Source organism: Myxococcus virescens (assembly GCF_900101905.1).
Lineage (GTDB): Bacteria > Myxococcota > Myxococcia > Myxococcales > Myxococcaceae > Myxococcus > Myxococcus virescens.
Genome location: NZ_FNAJ01000006.1, coordinates 409,312 through 434,505 on the forward strand (window position 1 = coordinate 409,312; position 25,194 = coordinate 434,505).

20 protein-coding genes are annotated in these 25,194 nt (G+C 69.5%); 4 read left to right on the forward strand and 16 right to left on the reverse strand.

The genetic code is table 11. The features are described from left to right. The first annotated feature begins 22 nt into the window (after positions 1-22). Entirely contained in the window at positions 23-1,330 is a 1,308-nt protein-coding gene (gene epsH / locus BLU09_RS20285; RefSeq protein ID WP_090491194.1) for an exopolysaccharide biosynthesis glycosyltransferase EpsH, read from the forward strand. A 9-nt stretch (positions 1,331-1,339) separates the two neighbouring features. Here the strand turns inward: epsH and BLU09_RS20290 are convergent, their stop codons facing one another. Beyond that, on the reverse strand, positions 1,340-2,695 hold the full coding sequence (locus BLU09_RS20290; protein WP_090491195.1) for a sigma-54-dependent transcriptional regulator: 1,356 nt from the start codon (positions 2,693-2,695) through the stop codon (positions 1,340-1,342). Then, entirely contained in the window at positions 2,692-4,188 is a 1,497-nt protein-coding gene (locus tag BLU09_RS20295; RefSeq protein ID WP_244171886.1) for a sensor histidine kinase, read from the reverse strand. The genes BLU09_RS20290 and BLU09_RS20295 overlap by 4 nt, the downstream gene beginning before the upstream one ends. 138 nt (positions 4,189-4,326) lie before the next feature. On the opposite strand from BLU09_RS20295, the gene BLU09_RS20300 reads away from it, so the two are divergent. From BLU09_RS20300 to BLU09_RS20315, 3 genes are all read left to right on the forward strand, one after another. Beyond that, positions 4,327-5,430: an efflux RND transporter periplasmic adaptor subunit gene (locus BLU09_RS20300; RefSeq protein ID WP_143043156.1), complete on the forward strand. Its 1,104-nt coding sequence runs from the start codon at positions 4,327-4,329 to the stop codon at positions 5,428-5,430. A 21-nt stretch (positions 5,431-5,451) separates the two neighbouring features. Next, positions 5,452-8,625, forward strand: coding sequence for an efflux RND transporter permease subunit (locus tag BLU09_RS20305; RefSeq protein ID WP_090491198.1), 3,174 nt, complete (start codon positions 5,452-5,454; stop codon positions 8,623-8,625). A gap of 426 nt (positions 8,626-9,051) precedes the next feature. Beyond that, entirely contained in the window at positions 9,052-10,521 is a 1,470-nt protein-coding gene (locus tag BLU09_RS20315) for a TolC family protein (RefSeq protein ID WP_244171887.1), read from the forward strand. 474 nt (positions 10,522-10,995) lie between these two features. On the opposite strand, the gene BLU09_RS20325 is transcribed toward BLU09_RS20315, so the two are convergent. The 14 genes from BLU09_RS20325 to epsZ all read right to left on the reverse strand — a co-directional run bounded on the left by BLU09_RS20325 (position 10,996) and on the right by epsZ (position 24,952). Beyond that, positions 10,996-11,793 (reverse strand): alpha/beta fold hydrolase, encoded by a 798-nt coding sequence (locus tag BLU09_RS20325; RefSeq protein ID WP_090491200.1) that lies wholly within the window; start codon positions 11,791-11,793, stop codon positions 10,996-10,998. Between the two features lie 141 nt (positions 11,794-11,934). Then, a complete protein-coding gene (locus tag BLU09_RS20330; protein WP_090491201.1) occupies positions 11,935-14,037 on the reverse strand; it encodes a YfbK domain-containing protein in 2,103 nt (700 codons plus the stop codon). 347 nt (positions 14,038-14,384) lie between these two features. After that, positions 14,385-14,756 carry a hypothetical protein gene (locus tag BLU09_RS20335; protein WP_090491202.1) on the reverse strand — a complete coding sequence of 124 codons (372 nt, stop codon included), beginning with the start codon at positions 14,754-14,756 and terminating at the stop codon, positions 14,385-14,387. Positions 14,757-14,953: 197 nt separating this feature from the next. After that, entirely contained in the window at positions 14,954-15,328 is a 375-nt protein-coding gene (locus BLU09_RS20340) for a DUSAM domain-containing protein (RefSeq protein ID WP_090491203.1), read from the reverse strand. Beyond that, positions 15,328-15,774, reverse strand: a complete 447-nt coding sequence (locus tag BLU09_RS20345; protein ID WP_244171888.1) for a hypothetical protein — start codon at positions 15,772-15,774, stop codon at positions 15,328-15,330. The genes BLU09_RS20340 and BLU09_RS20345 overlap by 1 nt, the downstream gene beginning before the upstream one ends. 223 nt (positions 15,775-15,997) lie before the next feature. Then, positions 15,998-16,402: a type IV toxin-antitoxin system AbiEi family antitoxin domain-containing protein gene (locus BLU09_RS20350; RefSeq protein WP_244171889.1), complete on the reverse strand. Its 405-nt coding sequence runs from the start codon at positions 16,400-16,402 to the stop codon at positions 15,998-16,000. Positions 16,403-16,496: 94 nt separating this feature from the next. Then, positions 16,497-17,756 (reverse strand): exopolysaccharide biosynthesis GT2 family glycosyltransferase EpsU, encoded by a 1,260-nt coding sequence (gene epsU / locus BLU09_RS20355; RefSeq protein WP_090491204.1) that lies wholly within the window; start codon positions 17,754-17,756, stop codon positions 16,497-16,499. A 15-nt stretch (positions 17,757-17,771) separates the two neighbouring features. Further along, entirely contained in the window at positions 17,772-19,295 is a 1,524-nt protein-coding gene (gene epsV, locus BLU09_RS20360; protein WP_090491205.1) for a PCP family exopolysaccharide biosynthesis protein EpsV, read from the reverse strand. Further along, a complete protein-coding gene (gene epsW / locus BLU09_RS20365; protein ID WP_090491206.1) occupies positions 19,292-19,696 on the reverse strand; it encodes an exopolysaccharide biosynthesis response regulator EpsW in 405 nt (134 codons plus the stop codon). The genes epsV and epsW overlap by 4 nt, the downstream gene beginning before the upstream one ends. A gap of 26 nt (positions 19,697-19,722) precedes the next feature. Next, positions 19,723-19,899, reverse strand: a complete 177-nt coding sequence (locus tag BLU09_RS38820; protein WP_011557330.1) for a hypothetical protein — start codon at positions 19,897-19,899, stop codon at positions 19,723-19,725. A gap of 11 nt (positions 19,900-19,910) precedes the next feature. Continuing rightward, entirely contained in the window at positions 19,911-21,158 is a 1,248-nt protein-coding gene (gene epsX, locus BLU09_RS20370) for an exopolysaccharide export protein EpsX (protein ID WP_090491207.1), read from the reverse strand. Between the two features lie 3 nt (positions 21,159-21,161). Beyond that, entirely contained in the window at positions 21,162-21,803 is a 642-nt protein-coding gene (gene epsY / locus BLU09_RS20375) for an exopolysaccharide export protein EpsY (protein WP_186817873.1), read from the reverse strand. A 17-nt stretch (positions 21,804-21,820) separates the two neighbouring features. Further along, complete coding sequence (wzx, locus tag BLU09_RS20380; protein WP_090491209.1) at positions 21,821-23,356, reverse strand: exopolysaccharide biosynthesis flippase; 1,536 nt, start codon at positions 23,354-23,356, stop codon at positions 21,821-21,823. Between the two features lie 111 nt (positions 23,357-23,467). Further along, positions 23,468-24,952 carry an exopolysaccharide biosynthesis polyisoprenyl-phosphate hexose-1-phosphate transferase EpsZ gene (gene epsZ, locus BLU09_RS20385; RefSeq protein WP_090491210.1) on the reverse strand — a complete coding sequence of 495 codons (1,485 nt, stop codon included), beginning with the start codon at positions 24,950-24,952 and terminating at the stop codon, positions 23,468-23,470. Between the last annotated feature and the right edge of the window lie 242 nt (positions 24,953-25,194).

The following is a 25,194-nucleotide window of genomic DNA, read 5'->3' on the forward strand; positions in this document are numbered from 1 at the left end:
TGGGATAGATGGAGTGGCACGTATGCCTGCTCCCCGCCCACGCGTCCTCCTGATTGCCGAGCTGTGCAACCCCGACTGGGTGAGTGTCCCGCTCGAAGGCTGGTCGCTCTACCGCGCGCTGGCCGAGGTGGCGGATGTGCACCTGGTCACCCACGTCCGCAACCGGGAGAACATCCTCAAGCAGGGCGTGCAGGAGGGCTCGCAGTTCACCGCGCTGGACTCCACGCCGGTGGAGAAGCCGCTCGACAAGGTGGGCGAGGTGCTGCGGGGAAAGACGGGGGTGGGCTGGACGACGGCCACCGCGCTGAGCGCGCTGCCCTACTACTACTTCGAGGAGGTGCTCTGGCGCCGCTTCGGCCCGCGCATCGAGGCGGGTGAGTTCGACCTGGTGCACCGCTACACGCCCATCAGCCCCACCACGCCCAGCACGCTGGCGGCGCGGTGCAAGAAGGCGGGTGTGCCCTTCGTCATGGGGCCGCTCAACGGTGGCCTGCCCTGGCCCAAGGGCTTTGGCGGCGCGCGGCGGCGGGAGAAGGAGTGGCTGAGCTACATCCGTGACGTCTACAAGCTGATGCCCTTCTACAAGTCCACGCGGGAGAACGCGTCCGCCATCATCACCGGCTCGCGCGCCACGCGGGGGCAGGTGTCGGGGCAGTGGCAGGGCAAGACGGTGTACGTGCCGGAGAACGCCATCGACACCCGGCGCTTCGGCACGGCGAAGTCGGAGGGCCCGGTGGAGCTGCCCCTGCGCGTGGCCTTCGTGGGCCGCTTCGTGCCGTACAAGGGCATGGCCATGCTGATGGAGGCCGCCGCGCCGCTCATCCGCGAGGGCAAGGTGGTGCTGGAGTACATCGGTGACGGTCAGGAGATGGCCAACCTCCGGGCGCAGGCGGCGCGTGAGGGAATCGAGTCCGGCGTCACCTTCGCCGGTTGGGTGAAGCACCAGGAACTCCAGGGCCGGCTGGCGAAGAACCACATCTTCGGCTTCCCCAGCGTGCGCGAGTTCGGCGGCGCGGTGGTGTGCGAGGCCATGGCGCTGGGGCTGGTGCCCATCGTCATGGACTACGGCGGCCCGGGGGAAATCGTGAGCCCGGCCACCGGCTTCGCCATCCAGATGGGGACGCCGGAGGAAATCGTCCTGCGCGTGCGCGAGGTGCTGACGAAGCTGGCGGCGGACCCGTCCGTCATCCGCCCCATGGGTGAGCGCGCCCGGGAGCGCATCTTCAAGTACTTCACCTGGAAGGCGAAGGCGGAGCAGGTGCTGGAGGTGTACCGCTGGGTGAAGGGCGAGCGCGGCCAGCCGGACTGGGGCATGCCGCTGGCGGACTGAGGCGCGGCCTCATTCGTCCAGGTCCAGCTTGCGGTACAGCGTGCGCCGGTTGATGCCCAGGATGCGCGCGGCGGCGGCCTTGTTGCCACCCTGCGCCTCCACCACCCGGCGCACATAGGCGCGCTCCACCTCTTCCAGGGGTGCGTCCTCGCCCGAGGCCCGGCTGAGCAGCGACGTCAGGCCGTTGTCGCCGCCGCCCGGGAGGTCGAAGTCCTCCGGCACCAGCGTGTCGTGGTCCGCCAGGGCCACCGCGCGCTCCAGCAGGTTGGCCAGCTCGCGCACGTTGCCGGGCCACGCGTGGGCCAGCAGTCGCTTCAGCGCGGTGGCGGACACGCCCAGCACCTCGCGTTGCTGCTGCTCGCCCAGGCGCCCGAGGAAGAAGTCCACCAGGGGCAGGATGTCCTCGCGCCGCTCGCGCAGCGGGGGCACCTCGATGCGGATGACGTTGAGGCGGTAGTAGAGGTCCGCGCGGAAGCGGCCTTCACGCAGCAACACCTCCAGCGGCTGGTTGGTGGCGGCCAGCACGCGGGCGCGCACGGGTGTCTCCGTGCTCGAGCCCAGGGGCCGCACGCGTCCCGTCTCCAGGGCCTGGAGCAGCTTGGCCTGCACCTCCAGCGACAGCTCGCCCACTTCGTCCAGGAAGAGCGTCCCGCCGCCGGCCGACACGAAGACGCCGGCCCGGTCCTCGCGCGCGTCGGTGTAGGCGCCGCGCCTGGCGCCGAACAGCTCGCTCTCCGCCAGCCCCGAGGGCAGGGCCGCGCAGTTGAGCTGGAGGAAGGGCTGGGTGCGCCGCGCGCTGGATTCGTGGATGAAGCGCGCCAGGGCGCTCTTGCCGGTGCCTGTCTCGCCGGTGAGCAGCACGGTGGCGTCGCTGCGCGCCGCGCGGCGGGACACCTCCAGCGCCTTCTGCATGGCGGGGCTGCGGGCCACCAGCCCGCCGGGCGTGTCGCCGGGGACGGCCGCGCGCAGGCGCACGATTTCGCGGCGCAGTTGCCGCTCCCGGAAGGCGCGCTCCAGCGTGAGGACGAGCGCGTCGATGTTGAAGGGCTTGGTGACGAAGTCGCAGGCGCCGGCCTTCACCGCCGCCACCGCCAGCTCCACGCTGCCGAAGGCGGTGATGAGCACCACCAGCTGGCCCGGCTTGCGCGTCAGCAGCGCCTCCAGCACCTCCGTGCCGCGCATGCGGGGCATCTCCACGTCGGTGATGACCAGGTCGAAGGACTCGCGCTCGAAGAGGGCCAGCGCCTCCTCGGGCGAGGTGCGTCCCACCGCCTCGTAGCCCCGCGCGTCCAGGGCTTCGCAGAGGAAGTCCACCACCCCCGCGTCATCATCCAGGATGAGCAGGCGCTTTCTGGGAGTGCTCATACCGCCCCCGTTCCTTCTTCCTTCTCGGAAGGAATGTGCACGACGAAGTGAGTGCCCAGGCCCGGGCGTGACGTCACCGTCACGGCGCCGCCGTGCTCCGCGACAATGGCCTTCACCACCGGCAGGCCCAGGCCCGTGCCGGCGTGGGCGCTCCAGGTGGTGAAGAAGGGCTCGAAGACGCGCTCCAGCGCCGCGTCATCCATGCCCACCCCGGTGTCCTCCACGGACAGGCGCACGCCGTGGCGCTCGCGCAGGCCGGGGGCGGGGTGGAAGGTGGACGGCGCCAGCGTCACCCGCACCTCGCCGCCACGGGGCGTGGCGCGCAGCGCGTTGGTGAGCAGGTTGAGCGTCACCTGCTGCAAGCCGTCTCCGTCCGCCAGCACGCGGGGGAGCGGCTCCTCGGAATGGAACGTCAGCCGGACGTCGCGCCCGCGCGCGTCGAACTCCAGCAGCTCCACCACCGCGCGCACGGAGGCGAGCGCGTCCAGGGACTCCAGCTTCGACGGCTTGCGGCGGGCCAGGTCCAGGAGCTGGCGGACGATGCGCTCGATGCGCTCCGACTGCTCCACCAGGATGCGCGCGTTGCGCCGCACGTCGTCGGGCAGCTCGGCGCGCGCGGCCAGGGCCTGGGCCCGTCCGTTGAGGATGAGCAGGGGGGAGCCGATTTCGTGCGCCAGCCCCGCGGACAACTGTCCCACGGCGGCCAGCTTGTCCACGCGCCGCAGGCCCGCCTCCAGTGCCAACCGGGATTCGGCCTCGGCCGACAGCCGCTGCCGCGCCTCGCCCAGCTCCTTCACCATGCCGTTGAAGGCGTGGACGACCTCGCCCACCTCGTCGTCACTGCCGGGCGTCACGGTGGCCGTGAAGTCGCCGCCGCGCACCGCGCGCATCGCGCCCACCACGCGCTCCAGGGGACGTCGGAGGTAGAGCATCAGCAGCAGCCAGCCCACCAGGGAGATGCCGGTGATGAGCGTCAGCACCGACAGCACGGTGGCGCGGCTGGTGGACTCCAGGTCCTGCCGCAGCCCGTCCAGCGGCTTCACCACGGCGAGCGCCCCCACCACGTTGGTGTTGTCGTCGCTGTGCAGGGGCAGGACGATGAGCAGGTGCGACAGCTTCTCGGGGCCCGCGAAGTGGGTGAGGGAGTGGTGCGTCTTCAGCACCCGCCGGGCGGCATCCTCCACCAGGTGCAGCGTCTGCGAGCTGCCCGGGGAGCGCACCAGTGGCACGGCCTGGGCATCGAAGACGAAGACGTCCACGGTCGGGTCCCGGTGGTCCAACGACTCGAGGATTTCGTTCACGTCCGCCGCCTGCCCGTCCCGCAGCGCGTTCTCCATGGCCACCTGGAGCGCCGTGGCCAGCAGTCGCGCTGCGTGCTCGGTGGCCGTCCGCAGGTCGTGCTCCTCCTTCTGGAGTTGGCTGTAGCCGTAGGCGCCCAGGATGACGGCGCTCGTCAGCGTCAGGCCCAGGCCCAGCTTCGTGGAGATGCGCACGCCGGACACTGTGGCGAAAGTGCACAGGTGGTTCAATAAGCACCAGTTGCGCCTGCTCGCTGAGTGTCGCCGTCCTCAATGATTCTCGTGGGTTGAACGTCCGGCGCGGTGGACCGGGACTTGCCCTGGGGCTGGGGCATGAACAGGACCCTGCTCCTTGGCCTCTGGGCCTTCTCCGCCGCCTGCTCGGGCGCGGGCACCTCCTCCGCTCCCGCCGAGCGCGCCTCGCCCGCCCCCCTGAAGGAAGGCGTGGTGCAGCTCGCCGAGGCCTCGCGGGCCTTCATCACCGTCACCCCGGTGAAGGCGGAGGCCAGCAGCGCGGCGCTCCAGGCCCCCGCGCGCGTGGCCTTCCGGGACGGGGCGCTGTCGCGGCTGGTGGCGCCCCTGGCGGGCCGGGTGGTGAGCGTCCACGTGCGTACGGGCGACACGGTGAAGCCGGGCGACGCGCTGGTGACGCTGGACTGCCCGGAGGCCGCGGCGTCGCGCACGGCGGTGGCCACCGCGACGGCGGCGCTGCGCGAGGCCCAGTCCGCCTTCGAGCGCGAGGCGCGCATGTTCGAGCAGGGCGTCACGACGGAGCGTGAGCGCCTGTCCGCGGAGACGCGGCTGGCGGAGGCGCGGGCGGAGCTGGCGCGGGCGCAGGCGTCCGTGGGCTTCGTGGGCACCGGCAGCGGCACCACCGTGGTGCTGCGCGCGCCGATGGCGGGCACGGTGCTGAGCCGGAGCGCGGCGGAGGGCATCGCCGTGCAGCCGGGCGGAGACGTGCTGGTGGAGGTGGGGGACCCTTCGGCGCTGTGGGTGATGGCGGACGTGTTCGAGCGCGACCTGCCGCTGGTGCGTGAGGGCGCGCGGGTGCGGGTGACGATGCCGTCAGTGCACGCGCCGCTGGAGGGGAAGGTGGACTCGGTGGGCGCGGTGGTGGCGAGCGGCTCGCGGACGGCGCCGGTGCGCATCACCCTGGACACGCAGGAGCCGGGACTGCGGCCCGGCATGTTCGGGCGCGTGCGCATCGACTCGCCGGACGCCAGCCTGACGCTGCCGGTGGAGGCGGTGCTGCTGCGCAACGGCAAGGACTCCGTGGTGTACGTGCAGCAGGACGCGGGCACCTTCGAGCGGCGGCCCGTCGTCGTGGCGCAGCCGGTGGAGGGACGGGTGCAGGTCATCGCGGGCCTGTCGCCGGGGGACCCGGTCGTCACCCGGGGCGCGCTGTTGCTGGATGGCGCGGCGGACCAGCTCCTCTAGGCGCGGCGAGGACACCTACCCATGCTGCGAGCACTCATCGCGTTCTGTGTCCGAAGCCGCCTGCCCGTCCTGCTGCTGACGCTGGGCATCGGCCTCTTCGGTGTGAAGGCCTATCTCGAAACGCCCGTGGAGGCGTTTCCGGATGTCACCAATCTCCAAGTGAATGTCATCGCGCAGATGCCTGGGCTGGCGCCCGAGGAAATCGAGCGGCAGGTGACGGTGCCCCTGGAGCGTGTGCTCAACGGCACGCCGGGCATGGTGCAGATGCGCAGCGAGAGCCTCTTCGGGCTGTCGCTCATCTTCCTCACCTTCGATGACGGCGTGGACCCGTTCAAGGCGCGCACCATCGTCGGGGAGCGCATGTCCAACGCGGACACGCCGGACGGCGCGGACGTGCGGCTGGCGCCCGAGGCCACGCCGCTGGGCAAGATCTACCAGTTCCGCGTGCTGAGCGACCGGCACACCCTCACCGAGACGCGCTCGGAGATGGAGTGGAACATCGCGCGGCACCTGCGCCAGGTGCCCGGCGTGGCGGACGTGCTCAGCCTGGGCGGCTTCCTCAAGGAGTTCCACGTCCAGGTGGACCCGTCGCGGCTGCTCGCGCACGAGCTGACGCTGGCGGACGTCACCGAGGCGCTGGAGCGCTCCAACCGCAACGTGGGCGGCGGCTTCCTGCGCCAGGGCGACCAGGAGTTGCTCATCCGCGGTGTGGGCTACCTGCGCAACGCGCGGGACGTGCAGGGCATCGTCCTCAAGAGCGAGGACGGCACGCCGGTGACGGTGGGCGACGTGGCGCGGGTGGTGGCGTCGCACACGCCGCGTCGCGGCTCGGTGAGCCACAACCTGGACATGGACGTCACCGAAGGCGTCGTCCTGCTGCGCCGGGGCGAGAACCCCAGCACGGTGCTGGAGGGCGTGCACGCCAAGGTGGAGGAGCTGAACTCGCGGGTGCTGCCCAAGGGCATGCGCATCGAGCCCTTCTATGACCGGAACGACCTGGTGGGGCACACGCTGTCCACGGTGCACCACAACCTGCTGCACGGCGCGCTGCTGGTGGTGGCGGTGGCGTGGCTGTTCCTGCGCAGCCTGCGCTGCTCGCTCATCGTCGCGTCCGTCATCCCCCTGGCGCTGCTGACGGCCTTCATCGGCCTGAAGATGGTGGGCCTGCCCGCGAACCTCATCTCCATGGGCGCCATCGACTTCGGCATCCTGGTGGATGGCGCGGTGGTGCTGGTGGAGAACGTGCTGCACGAGGCAGGGGTGCAGCGGCCCCGGCGGCGCAAGGAGATGCTGGGGCTCATCCTGCGCTCGGCGCTGGATGTGGCGCGGCCGACGTTCTTCGCGATGGCCATCATCATCGCCGCGCTCATCCCCGTCTTCACCCTGGAGCGCGTGGAGGGCCGCATCTTCCGGCCGCTGTCGCTGACGTACAGCTTCGCGCTGGTGGGCGCGCTCGTCTTCGCGCTGACGGTGGTGCCCGCGCTGTGCGCGCTGCTGCTTCGGCCGAAGGACGCGGAGGTGAAGGAGCCGAAGCTGCTCACCACGCTGCGGGAAGGCTACGGCCGCGCGGTGACGTGGCTGATGCCGCGCAAGCCGCTGGTGTTCGCGAGCATGGCGGCGCTGGTGCTCTTCACCGGCGTGGTGGGCTCGCGGGTGGGCAGTGAGTTCCTTCCGGAGCTGGACGAGGGCGACATCAACATCTTCGTGGAGATGCCGGCCAGCATCTCCCTGGGCAAGGGCGCGGACCTCCTCCTGGAGGTGCGGCGCAGGCTGCTGGACTTCCCGGAGGTGAAGGAGGTGCTCGTCGAGCAGGGGCGCCCGGAGGACGGCACGGACAACGAGGCCGTCAATATGGGCAAGACGTTCGTCCGCTTCAACGCCGAGGAGACGTGGCGCAAGGGCTGGGACAAGGAGCGGCTGGTGCGGGAGATGCGCGCCTCGCTGCTGGAGATTCCAGGCGTCAGCTTCAACTTCTCGCAGCCCATCAAGGACAGCGTGGAGGAGGCCATCAGCGGCGTGCGCGGCAAGGTGGTGCTGAAGATTTTCGGCACGGACCTGGCGGCCATGCGCGGCACGCTGGAGCAGGCCGTCACGTCGCTGCAGAACGTGGAGGGCGTGGTGGACCTGGGGCTCTATCGAGACTCCAGCGTGCCGCAGCTCCAGGTGGTGCTGGACCGTCCCGCGCTGGCGCGTGCCGGCATCGACGTGTCCACCGCGCAGGACCTGGTGGAGACGGCCCTGGGTGGCCGGGTGGTGACGGAGCTGTGGGAGCAGGAGCGGCCCGTCCCGGTGCGTGTCATCCTGCCGGGCACGGAGCGTGACGACGAGGCGCGCATCGGCGGCATCCTGGTGCCCACCGCCAGTGGCGGACACGTCCCGCTGCGCGAGGTGGCGCGGCTGGAGAAGGCGCTGGGCCGCGCGAGCATCAACCGCGAGGCGAACAGCCGCACCCTGGCGCTGAAGTTCAACGTGGAGGGGCGCGACATGGGCTCCACCATCCAGGAGGCCATGGCCACCGTGGAGCGCGAGGTGACGGTGCCGGAGGGCACGTTCCTCAAGTGGGGCGGCGAGTTCGAGAACCAGGAGCGCGCGCTGGGCCGGCTGGCGGTCATCGTGCCCATCTCCTTCCTGGTGGTGTTCGCGTTGCTCTACGCGGCGCTGGGCTCCATGCGGAGCGCGAGCGCGGTGCTGGCGGGGGCGCCCTTCGCGATGTGTGGCGGCGTGCTGGCGCTGGCCGTCACGGGCATCCCGTTGTCGGTGAGCGCGGCGGTGGGCTTCATCACGCTGCTGGGGCAGGTGTGTCTGGCGTCGCTGCTGGTCGTGAGCGCGGTGGATGACCGGCGGAAGGCGGGGGAGTCCCTGGAGGCCGCGCTGCCGGCGGGCGCGTCCAGTCGCTTCCGCGCGGTGTTGATGACGGCGCTGCTGGCGATGCTGGGGTTGATGCCGGCGGCGCTCTCCAGCGGAGCGGGCAGCGAGACGCAGCGGCCCTTCGCGGTGGTCATCATCGGCGGACTGGTGACGGCGGTGCTGGTGTCGCTGTTCGCGCTGCCGGCCTTCTACTCCGTCATCGTAGGGAAGCATGCCGCCTCCACGGGCTCGCGGGACGACGAGGACGAGGACCTGGACTCCGGCGTGGAGCACATCGGTTCCAAGGGGCACGGCGCGGAGCAGGGCACCGCGGGGGTGGCGGCGTGAGGCGCTTCAACGGGACGGGCGCTCAGCGGGCGTCAGTGGTGGGGCCGCCAGGCGGGAGTGGTGGTGAGGCGCGGCTCGGAGGACTCGCCGGCGGTCACTGGCGTCAGGGTGAGGTGGCGGCATGAGGCGCTTCATTGGGGCGAGAGTCCGGAGGTCTCCTGGTGGTGCACGGCGAGGCATGGCGGGCCGAAAGGCCCGGCACCGCTGGAGCATCGATGCTCTTCGGCGCGACGCCGTCTTCGGACCCGTTCTGCGAAGCGGTGTGCGTTCAGCGAACGGTGGCCTGAAGCGCTTCATGCCGGTGCGTGCCCACTGGGCGGTGCCGGAGACGGAGCCATGCGGTGCCAAGCGAGGTTTCAGCACAGAGGACGTTCCATGGTTGTCGTTGGTGTCGGAAGGCGATCAGGGCGAGGCGGAGGTGACGGAATGAGGTACTTCACCGCATGGGGTGTGCTGTGTCTGTTGATGGCCGGGCCTGCCCGGGCGGAGCAGGCCGATACTCCGTCGCCGGCGCGACTCACGCAGGAGCAGCGGCGGTCCGAGGCGACATCGCCGGACCGGCTTGCTCAGGAGCAGCGGCGGTCCGATACGCCGCCTCCAGGTCGATTCGCGTTGGCGCAGAACCGGTCGGATACCCCGCCGGACCGACTCCTGCTCGCGCAGACGCGGTCCGATACTCCTCGGGACTCACTCACGCAGGAGCAGCGGCGGTCCGAGGAGGCGCCTCCGGAGCACATCACGTTGGAGCAGGCGCTGTCGCTGTTGGACGAGCGCAGCCCGTGGGCCTTGGCGGAGCGCTCGCGCATTGCCGTAGCGGCGGCGGACCGCATCGAGGCGAGCATCCTGCCCAATCCCTCGTTCAGCTACGGAACGCAGCTCCTGGCCGCGGGCGTGAACACCGGTTCGTCGGTGGTGCACGAGCTGTCGCTGGAACAGCCCCTGATGATTTTCGGGCAGCGCGGCGTGCGCCGCGAGCTGGCGGAGCGCAACGTGTCCGCCGAGCAGGCGCGCGTGAACGCCTCACTGGCGGAGCGCGCGCTGGCCGTGCGCGAGGCCTTCGCGGCGCTGCTGACGAACCAGGAGGAACTGCGCGTGCTGGAGGAGACGGCGGTGGACCTGGGGCGCGTGGAGAAGGTGGTGAAGGGCCGGGCGGCGGCGGGTGACTCCAGCCGTTATGACGTGGAGCGCATCGAGGTGGAGAGCCGCGCGCTGGAGGTGGAGGTGTTGAACGCGCGCGCCAACGTGGCCGACGCCTCCGGACGGCTGGCCGCGTTGCTCGGCATGGAAGGGTGGCACCCGAAGGCGCAGGGCTCGTTGCGGACCACCGAATCCCTGCCAGACCTGCCGCTCCTGTGGGAGTCCGCCCAGCAGCGCCGGCCGTCGCTGGTGGCGGCGCGCGCGCGGCAGGCTGTGGCACGAGGTGGTCTGGACGTGGCCCGCAGGGAGCGGCTGCCGGTGCCATCCGTGGCGGCGGGGGTCCTGTTCACCCGGAACGAGCAGAGCACCATCGCCCTGGTGGGCGTGGGACTGCCGTTGCCGCTCTTCGACCGGAACCAGGGCGCCGTGGCCCGCGCGTCCGCGGAGATGCAGGCCGAGGCCCGCGCACTGGAAGCGGAGCTGGCCGAGGCCCGCGCGGAGCTGTCCCGGGCTCACGCCGTCCTGGAGGGACGCAAGGGCGCGTTGGCGCGGCTGGAGCATGACGTGGTGGAGCGGCTGCCCACGGTGCGCCGGATGGCCGAGGACGCCTACCGCGAGGGGCGCGGAGGCATCCTGGAGTTGCTGGACGCGTTCCGCTCGCTCAAGGACATGCGAGTGCTTCACCTGAAGCAGCAGGAGACGGTGAAGCTCGCTGAGGCTTCGGTGCTCTTCGCGGCGGGGCTGGACACGGCGCGCTGACGGGAGCTTGCGCTCGCGCCTGGCGGAGGTACCCCGCGCATGGTGGGGCATCACGCCAGGCGCGGGCATGGGGTTCAGGGCAGGGTGGGCACGCGGTCGAAGTCCATGGTGCTCACGGGCGCGAAGGCCTCGAAGCGTTCCTCGCGGTGGTCTCAGTAGGTCGCCAGAAGTTCCGAGCCCAATCCCGGTCGCATGCACAACTTCTGGGAGATGCGACCGGCAAGGAGCCCTGCCGAACTGGGGCTGGCAGCAGATGACAGGCGGGAGCTGGAGTAGCCGCTGCGGCAGGCACGCGACGCTCGCCACTTCCGTCGCCTTCTGGCCATCAAGCGCATCGCAGAGGGCAAGGGCCCTGGCGAAGCTGCGCACCTGGCGGCTGCTGGACATCTCGTCCCAGGGAGCCCTCCGCAAGGCAGGCTGCCTCGTCGAGGGCTTCTGGCTGCGCGATGGGTTAGAGAATTTCTGGAGACCTCCTTAGGTCAGCTCGCGCAAGAACGGCACGACCACGGCGCCCAGTCGCTCGGGTTGATCAAACGGAAGACCGTGGGCGGCGTTCTGTACCTGTTCGATTCGCACACGTGGGTTGAGGCTCCGCAGTTCCATTGCCATCTCGAGCGTGACGACGGGGCTGCGGTCTCCAATGACGAGGAGGGTCGGGACGTCAATCGCGCTCACCACGTCGCGATACTCGGGGTTGGGCGGCGTGAGAACGTCGAAGGCACCCAGGCGGGTGTTCAGTCTCGCCTCTGCAAGAAGGTCGATGATTTCGGGCGAGCGATGCGGGTTGCGGGCTCGGGCCTGTGCAACGAGGTCAGACTTGTGCAAGCCGAGGGCCCGGCGGTGTTGGTCGGCGACGTCGCTGTCGCGCACCTCGCGTTGGCGCTCGGGGCTCAAGAATGTCGGGTCAACCAGGATGAGGCCGCGGAGGCCCCCCGTCCCTCGACTCGCCACCACCGCGGCGGTCATTCCGCCCATCGAGTGGCCAAGCAGGACCGGGCTAGAGAGCTCCAGGCCGCGGATGAGGCCCACGACGTCGTTCGCGTGGTCGTCGTACCGGTAGCTGTGGTGAGGCGTGCTCGAACCGCCGTGTCCTCTGGCGTCGGGCATGACGACGTCGAATTCACCTTCGAGCACACGCGCCAAAGGAGTCCAGCAGGCGCCGTTCCCCATCAGTCCATGGAGCAGAACGACGGGAGGGTTGGCGCCTCCGGTCCGGAGGTAGTGAATGTTGATGCCGTTCGTTTCGCGGACTCCACTCACCCAGGTCGTCATGGAGCTGTTCCTAGCTGATCTCGAGGCCAGCTTCCCGCGAGCCAGCGCCCTGGGTGCCCTACTGGCGAAGGCCTCGGTGCCCTGAGGAATGGGCGCCGCCCGCGCCTGGCGGAAGGACCGCACCAGGCGCGTGCGCGGGACTCAGGGCAGGGTGGGCACGCGGTCGAAGTCCATGGTGCTCACGGGCGCGAAGGCCTCGAAGCGGTCCTCGCGGTGGTCCAGGGCGCGGGCCTTCTGGATGAGGGCGCCCAGCTCCGTCACGTCATCGCGGGCCTTCAGCGGTTCGCCAATCTCCTCCCAGAAGGAGAACAGGGCGTCGTAGGTCAGCGGGCGCACCCAGTAGGAGCCACGCAGCTTCTCCGCGAAGGCGGCGGCCACATAGGACAGGCGCGTGGGCGGCGTGGCGCGGCCGTAGGTGGGACGGAGGACGCTCGACGGCAGGGGCTTCTCAATGAGCTTCGAGTCCCCGCCCTCCGGCGCCTTGTACCGGATGCGCAGCGTGCCGAAGGACGCGGAGGGCTCGGTCAGCTTCACCTCGTAGAGCGCGGTGACGGCGTGGCCCGCGCCGATTTCACCCGCGTCCACGCGGTCATCGGCGAACTGCTCCTTGGTGAGCATGCGGTTCTCGTAGCCGAGCAGCCGGTAGTGGGACACGGCCTGCGGGTTGAACTCCATCTGGAGCTTCACGTCCTTGGCCACCACCTGGAGCGTGCCGGTGAGGTCGCGCACGAAGATGCGGTGCGCCTCTTCAATCCGGTCCACGTAGGCGTAGTTGCCCTCGCCCACCTGGGACAGGCGCTCCATCAACACGTCGTTGTAGTTGCCCATGCCGAAGCCGACGGTGGACAGGGTGATGCCCTTCGCCGCGCGCGCACGGATGCGCTCCCAGATGCTGTTGGCGTCGGTGAGCCCGGTGTTGGCCACGCCGTCCGAGCAGAGGATGACGCGGTTGATGCCGCCCTCCACGAGGTGGGAGGCCGCGAGCGAATAGCCCATCTCCAGGCCCGCCTGGGCGTTGGTGGAGCCCTCGGTGTGTAGGCTGTCGATGGCGGCGCGGATGACGTGTGCGTGCACGGCGCTGGTGGGCTCCAGCACCAGGCGCGCGGTGGAGCCGTACACGACGATGGAGACCTGGTCGCGCTCATCCAGTCCGTTCACGAGCAGGTGCAGTGCGCGCTTCACCAGGCCCAGCCGGTTCTCCAGGTTCATGGAGCCGGACACGTCGATGACGAAGACGAGGTGGCTCGGCTTGCGCTGCGGGCGGCTGACCTCCCGCGCTTTCACGCCGACGTGGACCACGTGGTAGCCCTTGCGCACGGGGGACGGAAACCCTTCCACCTGGACGCTGAAGGGCGCGCTGCCCTGGTGCGCGTAGCCGTAGTCGAAGGTGTTGACGAACTCCTCCACGCGGACGGCCTGTTCATTGGGCAGACCGCCGCGCTCCAGGTAGGCCCGCGTCAGGGTGTACGACGCGGAATCCGTGTCGACGGAGAAGGTGGAGAAGCGCTCCTCCTCCGTGTTGACGGTGGGATTGACCCCGTACCCCTGGAAGTACATGTGGAAGGGGGAGATCGGCGTGGGCGCCACTGCGGGTGCAGGAGGCTCGACATCCCTGCGGACGAACCGAGGCGTGCTCTGAGGCTTCGGGGGGCCCGGACGGCCCAGCGGCTGCGCGGGCAGGGTGGACGCCGGTGGACCGTTGAGGGACACACCGTGGGGGCGACTCATCGCATCGGGGGGCTCGTAGACGCGGGTCGCGCCAGTCCGGCCGCCCGGACGGGCGACAGCGACGCGCTTGATGAACTCCTGGTCGACGTTCACGCCCATGGTCGTGGAGCCCACGTCGATGGTCGGTGGAGCGCCGACGACACCTACCAGCTCCGCGGGTAGAGCTGAGAGGAGTTCCACGTCGACCCGGATGGTCCGGTCGAGACGCAGTTGGATGGCCGAGCGTGTGTAGGGCTTGAACCCTTCCTTCTCGAACGTGAGCGTGTACTCACCCGGTGGGAGCTGCGGGATGCGGTAGCTCCCTTGTGCATTGGTCGAGACTCTCAATTCCCCCTGGAGGTTGGGGGAACTCGCGGTCACGACAGCATTGGCGACGGGAACGCGCCGATATGCGTTACGCACCGTCCCGATGATGGTGCTGGTGTTCGGATGTCCGCCGGCATCGGGTTGGGCCAGGGAGGGAAGGGCGAACAACAGCAGGAAGACGCACCGCACACTGCGAGCGACGGAATGCATCGTGGGCCACCTCGGAGGAACAAGAGGTGGCCATCTTCCAGAGAGCGCTCGTGACGAACGTCATGGGCGCCTCGCCTCTTCATCACGGTTCCAGCATCAATCGCGCGCCAGGGTGCCGGGGCTGGAACGGGTCTGGGTGGGCCGCCAAGACAGTCGCCACGTCGAGAACCTCCGTGGGCTCCGTGGTGAACCTGAGCCGTTGGAGGAGCAGGCGGGTCAACGCCGGTGGACATCGAGAGCTGCTGGCAACGCTCGACACCTCGCGTGAAGGCATCGCCCGCGAGCAGGCCCGAGCTCCATCCACGCATCACGATGCCGAGGTCATCGCCGCGTTGATGTCCGGCAGGTCAATGGGAAGGGGCATCGCCGCCTTCCTCGGGCTTGCCGCGCCAATCCACCCGAAGGAGCGGCTTGTCCGGCGTCAACGCCCAGTCGATGAGGCGGCGAACGAAGCCGGGGCCCACGGCGGTGGAGTCCCAGGTGGGGACTCGCACTCGAATCCAGCAACTGCCTGCGTCTGGGAGTCCTGGAAACTCCCGGCCGACGACGGCCAGGAAGCCCTCCTCGGCGGGTTGCTCCAGCGGATACTGGACGTGGAACCGCTTGTCGTCCGCGATGACGTGCAGGACTTTTTCCGGTCCATCCGCTGCGTCCACCCACCAGATGAAGAGGCGGCCTTCCCGGTGGAGCCTACGTCGTCCCTTGGTTCGCACGCCCATCCGCGTTGCCTCCTCCCAAGCCGCATCGGCTGCCCGCGTCGCGCCGTTCCTACACACGAAACTAAAGTCCAGCTCGAGTCTCATGCAAGACAGCCTGCGCAACTGCGCCCGTCCTCCCATCGCTGACGTTGTGCGCGGCCTTGACGGTGGCTCCTGAGCACGACGGGGGAGGGGTGTCAGTCTCGCTCCTGTCGCCGTTACGGCTCGTCGTCGAGGTCTTCGAGCTGCCCGGCTGCAACGTCGCGGTAGAAGGGCACCACTTCTTCGGCGAGCACCTCCCGCATTTCTTGGCGGGCGCTGTCGAAGTCACCCGCGCGCTTGTGCTGGTACATGCGGTGAAGCGCGCGCATCAGGCGCCAAGAGCCATCCTTGATTCGGCGCATGGCTTCTCGCAGAAGTTCTGTTGCGCCTGCCTCGGTCTGTAGCGCGGTGTCCGCGTCGCTGATGGCGACTTCTCGCGCGGTGCGCCGGAGCAAGCTCCGCACGTCATCCGTCAACTCCAGCGGGATGCCTTGATTCAACACGCCATGTGCGAGGGCGCGCACCGGGTCCCAATCGGGGCTGTCGTCCATTACTTCCTCCGCGTCTTACTTCCGGGCTTGCACATCGACACGGGCCACTCTTCTTGGGCCTCGCAGCGGCGCAGGCACTCGTAGCAAGGGCCTGTCCACCCCGGCTCCGTCTTGCAGTCGCCGTAGAACCGAATGCACTCGCGCCGCCATTCGGGAAGGTCCCCGTTGTGGGCGTCGTCCCAGATGACGGGTGCCTCTTCTTCCTTGGCGGCCTCGTCCATGGCCGTCTTGACGCCAGCCATGTACATGGCGGCCTCGCTCGCCGTGAGGCCGCACGCTTCGGGGATGCCAGGGTTGCGCTGGATGCAGCACGACACGGTGTCAGAGCAGGTCGCGAGCGCGTACGCATCGCGGCGGCTGGCGGTCCCAGTGGCGCTGCTGGAGCAACCCAGCGCGAGGGTGGCGAAGAGGCACATCAGAGAGGTTTGGGTGTTCCACTTTCGCATGTTGGGCTGGAAGAACACGGCCCTGCTTCATGCGTCTATCACCTTGCATAGGTAGTCGGCAGGGGTAGAGCCACCCCTCAATTTCTACGTAGCGCAGTTGGTGGCACAGCGTCCGTATTATCGGACAACAGCGCGATGGCCTGATTCAGCAGATGGGGGAGACCTGCACCGCACCGTAATTCAGCAGCGTTCTGTGCGGTGAAGTCCCAGGGATGGGGCCGAATCAGACGCGCTCCGTTTTGCCGACGACTGCATGGTGGAACACGGTGCCGGCAGGAACGTGGAATCGGCGCTGCTTCCAGTCGGCCGGCAGCGTCAGGTGCACTCGATGCGGCAGGGCGTCCGATAGGGTGTGGAGCGCCAGGGCCGTCTGGTGGGAGAACAGACCTTGCTGCTCGGACCAGAGCCAGACGGCGACGAGGTCCTCGTGCTCACCGGCCGGAAAATGCACCAGCCGGTAGATGCCACGACGCACACGGTGGAACCTCCCGGCCCCCACGTGGTGGGCGAGCACCTGCGGCGAATATCCCGCCTCCAGTGCCTGCTGCGCCGTGAACAGGCCCGATTGCCCCGCGACGATGTCGAAGAGCCGGTCCCAATCTGGCTGGCCGCGTCGCGCCGTTCCCACGCACGAAACTAAAGTCCAATTTGAGTTTCGTGCAAGTCGCCACGCTCGACTGCACGAAACTCAAGTCCAACTTGAGTTTCGTGCACGCCGCCCGCTACCGGTTCTCGCCCTCACGCGAGGTCCGCACCCACTCGCCGCGCTTCTCCGCGCCGGGGCCGCGCAGCATGAGCCACACCTTCCACACCACGTAGACAGGCGCCCAGGCCAGGTCCAGCAGGCCGCGAACGCCCACGCCAGACACCCACCAGCCGCGCAGGACATACGCCCCCAGGCTGGCCACGCTGAAGCCCGCCACGCCCAGCGCCCACGGCATCGGGTTGTGGGACCACCAGGCGAACGCCCCGGCCATCACCATGCAGCCCACCGCTGCCAGCACCAGCTGGCTCAGCGGCGGCACCAGCACGTCCATGGCGATGTCCAACAGCGTGCCGTCCCTCTTCCGGAGTCCATCCTTCAGCAGCGGCCATCCGTGCAGCTTGCGCATCTGCGCGCGGCCACCCTCCCAGCGCTGACGCTGCGAGCGGCTCTGCTTCTCGCCGGACACCATCTCCCCCAGCACCTCCGCCTCCCAGACGTAGTGCACGCGGAAGCCGTTGCGGGCCAGACGGATGCCGTACTCCAGGTCCTCCACCACGCTGAAGGCGTCATGCGGCACCTTGGCCAGCGCGTGGTGCGTGAAGCACATGCCGTTGCCGCGCAGGCCGCACGACACGCCCAGGGCCTCGCGGCCCTGTGAGCGCACCTTGTGGAACATGCCCAGGGCAATGGTCATCAGCCGCGTGCGCCAGGACGCCGTGGGGTTCATCACCCCGTAGTGCGCCTGCATGGCGTGCGCGGCTTCGAGCCCGCCCTTCGCGCCATCGACCTCCTTGCCCTCGACACCCTCGATGCGCTTCGCGAAGGCGGTCAGCAGGTTGGGCGACACCACCGTGTCCGCGTCCACCACCACCACCGCCTCGGCGAAGCCGTCCTGCTGGCTGAACTCGAAGGCGTGGGCCAGCGCGTAGCCCTTGCCACGCTTCGTCGTGTCCTGCCGCTCCAGGACGAAGGCGCCTGCCTCACGCGCCTTCTGCGCCGTCGCGTCGGAACAGTTGTCCGCCACCACGATGATGCGCCGAAGGTGCGCCGGGTAGTCCACCTCGGACAGGTTCTTCACCGTCCGGGCGATGCCCAGCTCCTCGTTGTGCGCGGGGATGATGATGTCGAACTTCCGCGGCCCGATGCGCGTCGTCGGCGGCTGGGGCCGATAGGAGCGCAGCGTCAGGGTCAGCAGATAGCCACACGCCACCGCCACGGGAAGCTGCGCCACGCACAGCGCCACGTCCAGCCACGTCCACGATGTCACGACATGCACCCCCGAGCGCGCTGTTCAGCGCCGCTCCAGCTCCGCCAGCACGGGTAGCTTCAGAATCCGCTCGACCTGCCACTTCTCCAGAATGCGCCGGCGGATGATGTCCAGCGCCAGCGCCGCGAAGATGCCCATGCCGATTCCGCCCACCACGCCCGCGGCGACGATGAGCTTCACCTTCGGCTTGGACGGCCGCTCCGGGAAGGTGGGCGGCGACAGCACGCTGAAGCGGTGCTTCATGGACGCGCGGGAAATCTCCAGCTCCGTGCGCGCCTGGTCCAGCCGCCGCATCTTCTCCTGGTGCCGCATCACCAGCATGCGCACCCGGTCCGCCGCCACCGACACCTCCGGGTCATCCGACGTGGCCGGCCCGCCGAACGTCGCGCCGCCCATGGCCGCCGTCGCCAGCCCGGACTCCAGCTCACCCGGGTCACCGCCGTTGCGCACGTACTCGTTGATGAGCTCCGTCATCTCCGAGCGCAGCGCAATCAACTGCGGCGAATCCTCCTGGAGCGAGGAGATGCGCTGCTCCAGGTCGGTGATGATGGGGTGCTGCGGCGAATAGATGACGCGCTGCTCGGACAGCTGGTTGCGCAGCTCCGTCAGCCGCCGCGAGCGGAAGTCCTCCACGTCCCCAATGGCCCGGCGCTTCGTCTGAATCATGAAGCGCATCTGCGCCAGCAGGTGGTCGGTGTTGATGCCCAGCGCGGCGTTGGCCGCGGCGGCGGCGCCGCCCCGCCGCCCCTTCTTCTCCTCTTCCTTCTTCTGCCGGGCCTCCACGCGCTTCACCGCCGCGTTGAGCTGGCCAATGGCCTGCTGGATGCCCGCGGCCTCGTCCACCACCTGCTTCTCCAGGATGGTGATGGCCTCCTGCACCGCGCCCATCTCCGCCGCCTGGCGCATGTCGAGGAAGTTCTGCTGCGCGGCCTGCACGATGTTGAGCGCCAGCTGCGGGTCGCTCCACTCCACGCCGATGGAGACGGTGCCCGTGCCGCCCTCCACGCCGACAATCATCGCCTGCTCCAGCATGGCGGTGAGCGCGTCGCGCTTGTCCTCGTCCGACATGGGCTTGGGCGGCTTGCGGAGCACCTTCTCCTTCAGCCGGCTCAGCGGCGAGCGCTGCAGCTCCCAGTACTCCACCAGCTTCGCCTGCGCGACGATGGACTTGAGGTTGTCGTGCTTCATCACCATCTCCCACGCGGCGCGCGTGGGCTGGTCCGCGTCGACCGGGATGGAGCGCCCGGGGTTGGCCAGCGAGGAGATGATGAAGTTGCGCTGCGTCAGCATCCGCGTCTCCACGCGGTACTTGCGCGGCATGATTTTGCTGACGCCCACCGCCATGGCGGACACCGCGCCCATCACCACCAGGGCGAGGAACCAGTGCCGCAGCACCGCGTTCTTCAAGAAGAAGACCGCGTCGATGGCGAAGCCCCAGTCGATGAGGTCCGCGGGTGCGTTCGTCTCCGGGAGCTCCGGAGTGAACGCGGGTCGCGGCGGCACCAGCTGGGGGCGCGGCCCGGGAGCCCCGGGCGCGGGGACCGTCACGGCGCCCTCCTGGCCCCAGTGCTCTTGAGGAGCGACTGCACCCGCCGGGTGAACTCCTCCTGGGTGAAGGGCTTGCCCAGGTAGCCGTTGGCGCCGGCCTCCTCGGCGTGCGCCTTGTCCTCCGGCAAGTCCCGGGCGCTCACCACCAGCACCGGCACGTCCGCCATCGTCGCCGAGCGGCGGATGTGCTCGCAGAGGTCATAGCCGGAGATGTCCGGCAGCGTCAGGTCCAGACACACGAGGTCGGGACGCGCGGCCGTCTCCAGGTGCTTGAGCGCGGCGCGGCCACTGGGCAGCTCCACGACCTCCTTGAACCCCATGTCCCGCAGGTAGTCGCCCAGCATCTTCCGGAAGAAGGGGGCGTCCTCCACCAAGAGGACCGTGTGCAGGTCGGACTCCATCCGTCGTCAACCTTTCTGAAACTCGCTCAGCCGAACCCGAGCCGTGGCACCCAGACGAGGACGCCATACGTGTATGCCGCGTTGAAGAGGACGAACCAGAGGATGGCCTTCTTCAGCCCCCGCATCGGATGCGGATCCCTCGCCGCCTTGGCTGGCAGGGCGATGGTGAGGATGAGGACGGACATCAAGATGAGCTTCGCCATGGCGCCAGCCCTCAGAGAATACCAGTTTGCCGCACGGACAGGCCCAGCGTCGCAGCCCACGTCAGCCGGGCCGTCGGGAGTTCGGGCGAGCGGCTCCACGTCCCGCGGAGGTCGGTATCCACGGACACCCACCGTGTGAGAATCCAGGAACCAGTGAAGCCTCCGGAAAGGATGCTGTCCCCACGACTTCCGCCGACGGCCGCGGCGCCGCCGCCCATGGCGGACACGCGCACGCGGGGCCCCAGGGCCCAGGTCCCCGTCAGCGTCAGGTCCGCCCGAGGGTAGACGCGCGCCGTGAGCCGGTCCGTGAAGGGGACGAGCCGCAGGTCCGCCCGGCCATTGAAGTCCGCGGTGCGCGAGGGAACCCGGTGGCTCACCCCGACATTCAGGTTGGGGAGCAGCTCCGTCCGGGGCGCGTCCAGCGGGCCGGGCTCGGGCTCGCCTTCGCCGGGGGGCACGGGGATGGCGTGCACCACGCTCACGCCCGCTCCGGCCTCCAGGGAGGTGCGCCTGTCCACCCGGTGCCCCCAGGCCTCCCGCAGCGTGACGATGGTGTTGTTCGCCCCGGTGGAGAAGCGCGCGGAGTTGAAGGCCACGGAGGTGGTGATGGCGCTCAGGGGTGACAGCGCATGGCTGAGGGACACGTCCGCGCGCGGGCCATACTGCATGGGCACCGCTTCGCGGGCGGGCCCGTCCAGGCCGCCGCTGATGGAGAAGCCGCCGGAGCCGGTGAGGTTCCACCGCCGCCCCAGCCAGCCGGTGTCCGCCGTCAGCGTCGTCGCGGAGGAGAGGAAGTAGACGGTGTCCGCCTGGGGCAGGGGCTGCAGGGGCCCGCCGCTTCCGGGCGGAGGCAGCGGTCCGTCAGGGGTGCCCGGTGTGCCGCCGGGCAGGGAGCCCAGGTCCGTGGTGAGGAGGTTGACGCTGCCCAGCACCAGCTCCTCCGACAGGCGCAGGGACAAGCCGCGCTCGGGGCGCCACAGGCCGGCCAGGCGGCCCATGTGCTGGATTTCGGTGCGCGCGCGGGCGGTGACTTCGCGCAGGCTGATGCGCGGGGCGTACTCCACCTGGAGCGCGGTGTTGCCCTCGCGAATCTCCAGGCCCAGGAGCGGAGTGACGTCGGTGTCACCGGCGACACGGGGGGCCTCGGGGGCGGGGTCCTCGTTGGAGCGCAGGCGCGAGTCGACGCGCGCGGCCGTGGCGTAGCTGACGGAGGCGGAGGACACCTCCAGCAACGCGACGGTGAGGACCGTCCCCAGCACGGGTTATTCCACCACCACCACGTCACCGGGGCGCAGGCGGAAGGTGGGCGCGCGCCCCTCGGCGTGGATGAGGTCGTCGTAGCGGAAGCGGATGCGCTCGGGCGCGGCGCCCTCTTCCTGGCGCATGACGAAGATGCGGTCCTTGTGGGCGTACTCGGTGAAGCCGCCCGCGCCGGCCAGGGCCTGCAGCAGGCTGGCGCCCGGGTCGATTTCCAGCGGACCGATGCGGTTGACCTCACCCACCATGGTCACCTTGATGGGGCGCGCCATCTCCAGCGCGACGGTGACGACGGGGTGGTTGATGTAGTCCTTCAGCCGCGTCTGGATTTGCTGCGACAGCATGGCCGGCGTGTGGCCGGCGGCCTCCACGTCGTCCAGGAAGAGCAGGCTGATGCGGCCGTCCTCGCGCACGCGGGCCTGCGTGGTGAGCGACTCCTGGTTCCACACGCGGATGTTGAGCAGGTCGCCCGCGGCGATGCGGTACGCCGAGTCCACCGGGGGCGGCTTCTCCTGGTAGTCATCCACCCAGGTGTACTTGCCCAGGCCCCGGCAGGCGGGCGCCAGCAGCAGCAGCGCGGCGCAGGCGGCGAACGAGCGCCAGGGGTGGCGCGGGGCGGAAGGCAGCTGGCGGTGCGTGGACGGCATGAGCGGCGGAACTCTCCTCACGGGGTGGGCGCGGCCTCGGGCGCGGGGTTTCCACGGCGGCGGGCGATGCGCACCACCTGGAGCACCTCGCCGGGGCGCACCGCGCCGGTGGCCAGCACCGCGACGATGTACAGCACGGCCTCCACGGTGATGCGCACCCATGGGTTCAGGGATGCCAGCAGCGTCTGGTCCAGCACGGCGATGGCCGCGCAGATGACGGCCGTCTTGGCCATCATGGACACCAGGCGCGCGTCGAAGGCCGCCTTGCCCATGCGCCCCAGCAGGCTGATGGTGACGCAGATTTCCATGAGCAGCATGGACAGCGCCGTGCCCGCCGCGCCGCCGCCGTTGCCCAGCGCCGAAAGCATCAGCGGAATCAGCAGCAGGTTGAGGAGGGGGATCAGCACCACGCTGCCAATGACGCTGGTGATGGTCACCCACCACTCGCGGTTCGTCATGGTCAGCCACAGGCCGGCGTTCATCGTCACGAAGGCCAGCACGAACAGCGGCGACATCAGCCGCAGCGGCATGGCGGATTCGGAGAACGCGCCGCCCATCAGCCCCACCCACAGCGGAGCGCCCAGGACGATGAGCATCATCATGGGCACGGTGACGGCCAGCGTGCCCTCCAGCGAGCGGCGCGTCAGGTTCGTCAGCTCCGCCTCGGAGCGCTCGGCCGCGCGGGACGCCAGCGGCATCAGCACCCAGCCGAACACCGGGTTGAGGAAGAAGGTGAGGCCCGCGATGTTCCACGCCGCGCCGTACCAGCCCACCTCTTCGTGGCTGGAGACCATGCCCAGAATCATCACGTCCAGGCGCCCGTTGGCCGCCAGCGCCGCGCCGGTGATGAAGAAGGGCAGGCTGGCCTTGAGCACCTTCAGCGTGGCCGGCACGTCCACCTTGAAGGTGAGCCCCATGTGCTCGCGGGCCAGGTACCAGCCCACGCCCAGCTTCACGGCTTCCGACGCCACCAGCGGCACCGCCAGCCACGGCAGCGGCAGGCCCGCCACGGCGACGGCCAGCAGGCCGCCGCCCCACACCAGCTTGGTGACGATGTTGGAGACGGACAGCCCCGCCACCTTGCCCTTGGCGTGGAGCAGCGCGGCCACGGAGGCGTTGATGATGATGAGCGATTGGGCCAGCGCGAAGACGTAGACGAGCTGGCGCACCTCGGCCGGCTCATCGAAGTGGGCCATCACCAGCGCCATGGCGCCCATCAGCACCGCGGTGAGGCCCAGCCGCAGCAGCAGCGTGCTGCCGAAGAAGTCGCTGGCGTGCTCGGGCCGGCGCGACACCTCCTTGCGGATGTACATCTCCAGGCCCAGGTGGGTGGCGATGAAGAAGACGGCGGAGAAGCTGTCGGCGTAGTTGAAGCGCCCGAAGCTCTCCGGTCCCAGGTGGGCCGGCAGCAGGAAGCGCACGCCCATGGCGATGGCGTACGTGGCCAGCAGCGAGCCGCCGAGTTGGAGCCCGTTGCGCACCGCGCCCATCGCTTCATGCGAGCGCTCGCGCTCGCCCGCGTCCTGCGAAATGGAATGGCTGGGACTGTTCACGGTGGGAGCGTGCGGACCCGGCGCCGGCCAGGACTGCCCGGGTGCATAGAAAACGAGCGGGGGCGGCACGTCAATGCCGCCCCCGCAAAGGTTGGGTTGCCTGAAGGCTTGCTAGCTGGCGCCGCGGCCCGTGAGCACCACCGGCACCGTCTGCAGCAGCAGGCGCAGGTCGCTCGTCAGGCTCCAGTGGTCGATGTACTGCATGTCCAGGTACATCCACTCCTCGAAGGAGATCTGGTTCCGTCCTGACACCTGCCAGATGCAGGTGAGTCCAGGACGCACCGACAGGCGGCGGCGCTGCCACGTCTCGTACTTGGCCACCTCGGTGGGCACCGGCGGGCGCGGCCCGACGATGCTCATCTCCCCGCGCAGCACGTTGATGAACTGGGGCAGCTCATCGATGGAGAACTTGCGGATGAAGCGGCCGATGCCGGTGATGCGCGGGTCGTGCTTCATCTTGAAGACGGGGCCCGTCTGCTCGTTGAGCGCGGCCAGCTTCTCCTTCAGCTCCTCGGCGTTCACCACCATGGAGCGGAACTTCAGCATGTAGAAGGGCTTGCCGTTCTGCCCCACGCGCAGCTGCTTGAAGAAGATGGGGCCCTTGGAGGTGAACTTCACCGCCAGCGCCACCATGCCCAACAGCGGCAGCAGCGCCCACAGCGCCGCCGCGGACACGCAGATGTCGAACAGGCGCTTCATCGCCATCTGGTGCGGCTTGGGGCTCACCGCCGCGAAGTGCAGGAAGCCGTCCGCCACCGCGCGGCGCTCCACCGGGCGGGCGCGGTCCAGGCGGAAGCTGTGCGCGGGCAGCGCGAAGGGCACGCCGAAGCGCTCGGCCAGCTTGATGGCCGCCTGCATGGACTCGCCCTGCTTCAGCGTGTTGCCGGCGATGTACACCTCATCCACCGCGGTGTTGCGGAGGATGTGCTCCAGGTCGTCCACCGAACCCATGACCGGGCCGGGCAGCTCTCCCACGGAGCCGTTGTCGTCGTGGAAGCGCACGTAGCCCAGAATCTGCCGGCGGCCCCGGTTGGCCAGGTCCTCACCGGTGTAGCGGCCCATGGCGCCCGTGCCCACGATGAGCACCGCGTCCATGGGGCGCTCCTGCGAGGCCACCGGGCGGAAGACGAACAGGCGCAGGAGCAGCGTCACCGGCCAGAAGATGAACAGCAGCGGGCCCACCACCGGCGACGTCACCACCTCCGGCATCGCCACGCTGCCCAGCGTCAGCACCGTCACCACCGCCAGCGTCGTCACCGACACCAGCGCCACGTGGTCCAGCTTGCTGCGCTCGGCGAAGCGCGAGTCGTACAGGCACAGCGCGGTGCCCGTCACGATCCACACCACCCACGCCGCGAGCACCAGCCCAGACACCTTCCAACCGGACTCCGCCGACAGCTCGCCGCTCAGCCACGCCGAGCCCACCAGCACCGACGACAGCAGCACGAGGTCCACCGTGAGGTTCAGCTTCGCCGCGAACCCTGGGGCCAGCTTGGGCGGCCCCTGCACCTCTTCAATTGCTTGTCCCTGAGCGTTGGCCGACCCAGGAGCACCGACCACCGCCGCACTTGCCGTTGCGCCGCTCATCGTGTCCACCCCCCTCTGCTCACTTTCGTGCAGTTGAAGCAGAGGTCGCCGTTGAGGCTAGAAATGTTCAAGTCGGAAGGAAACCTGTTTTGCCTGATATCGCGGCGAGGTGCAACCCCTGCCGCGTCACTAAGACGTGACCGCATGTGAAATCTTGCGACCGCCCTACCCAGGTTCGAGTTCACCGAGCGTCACCAACACATCGTGATTCACCGCGGCTGCCCGCGTTTCCTTCGTCACGGTTTCTTTGC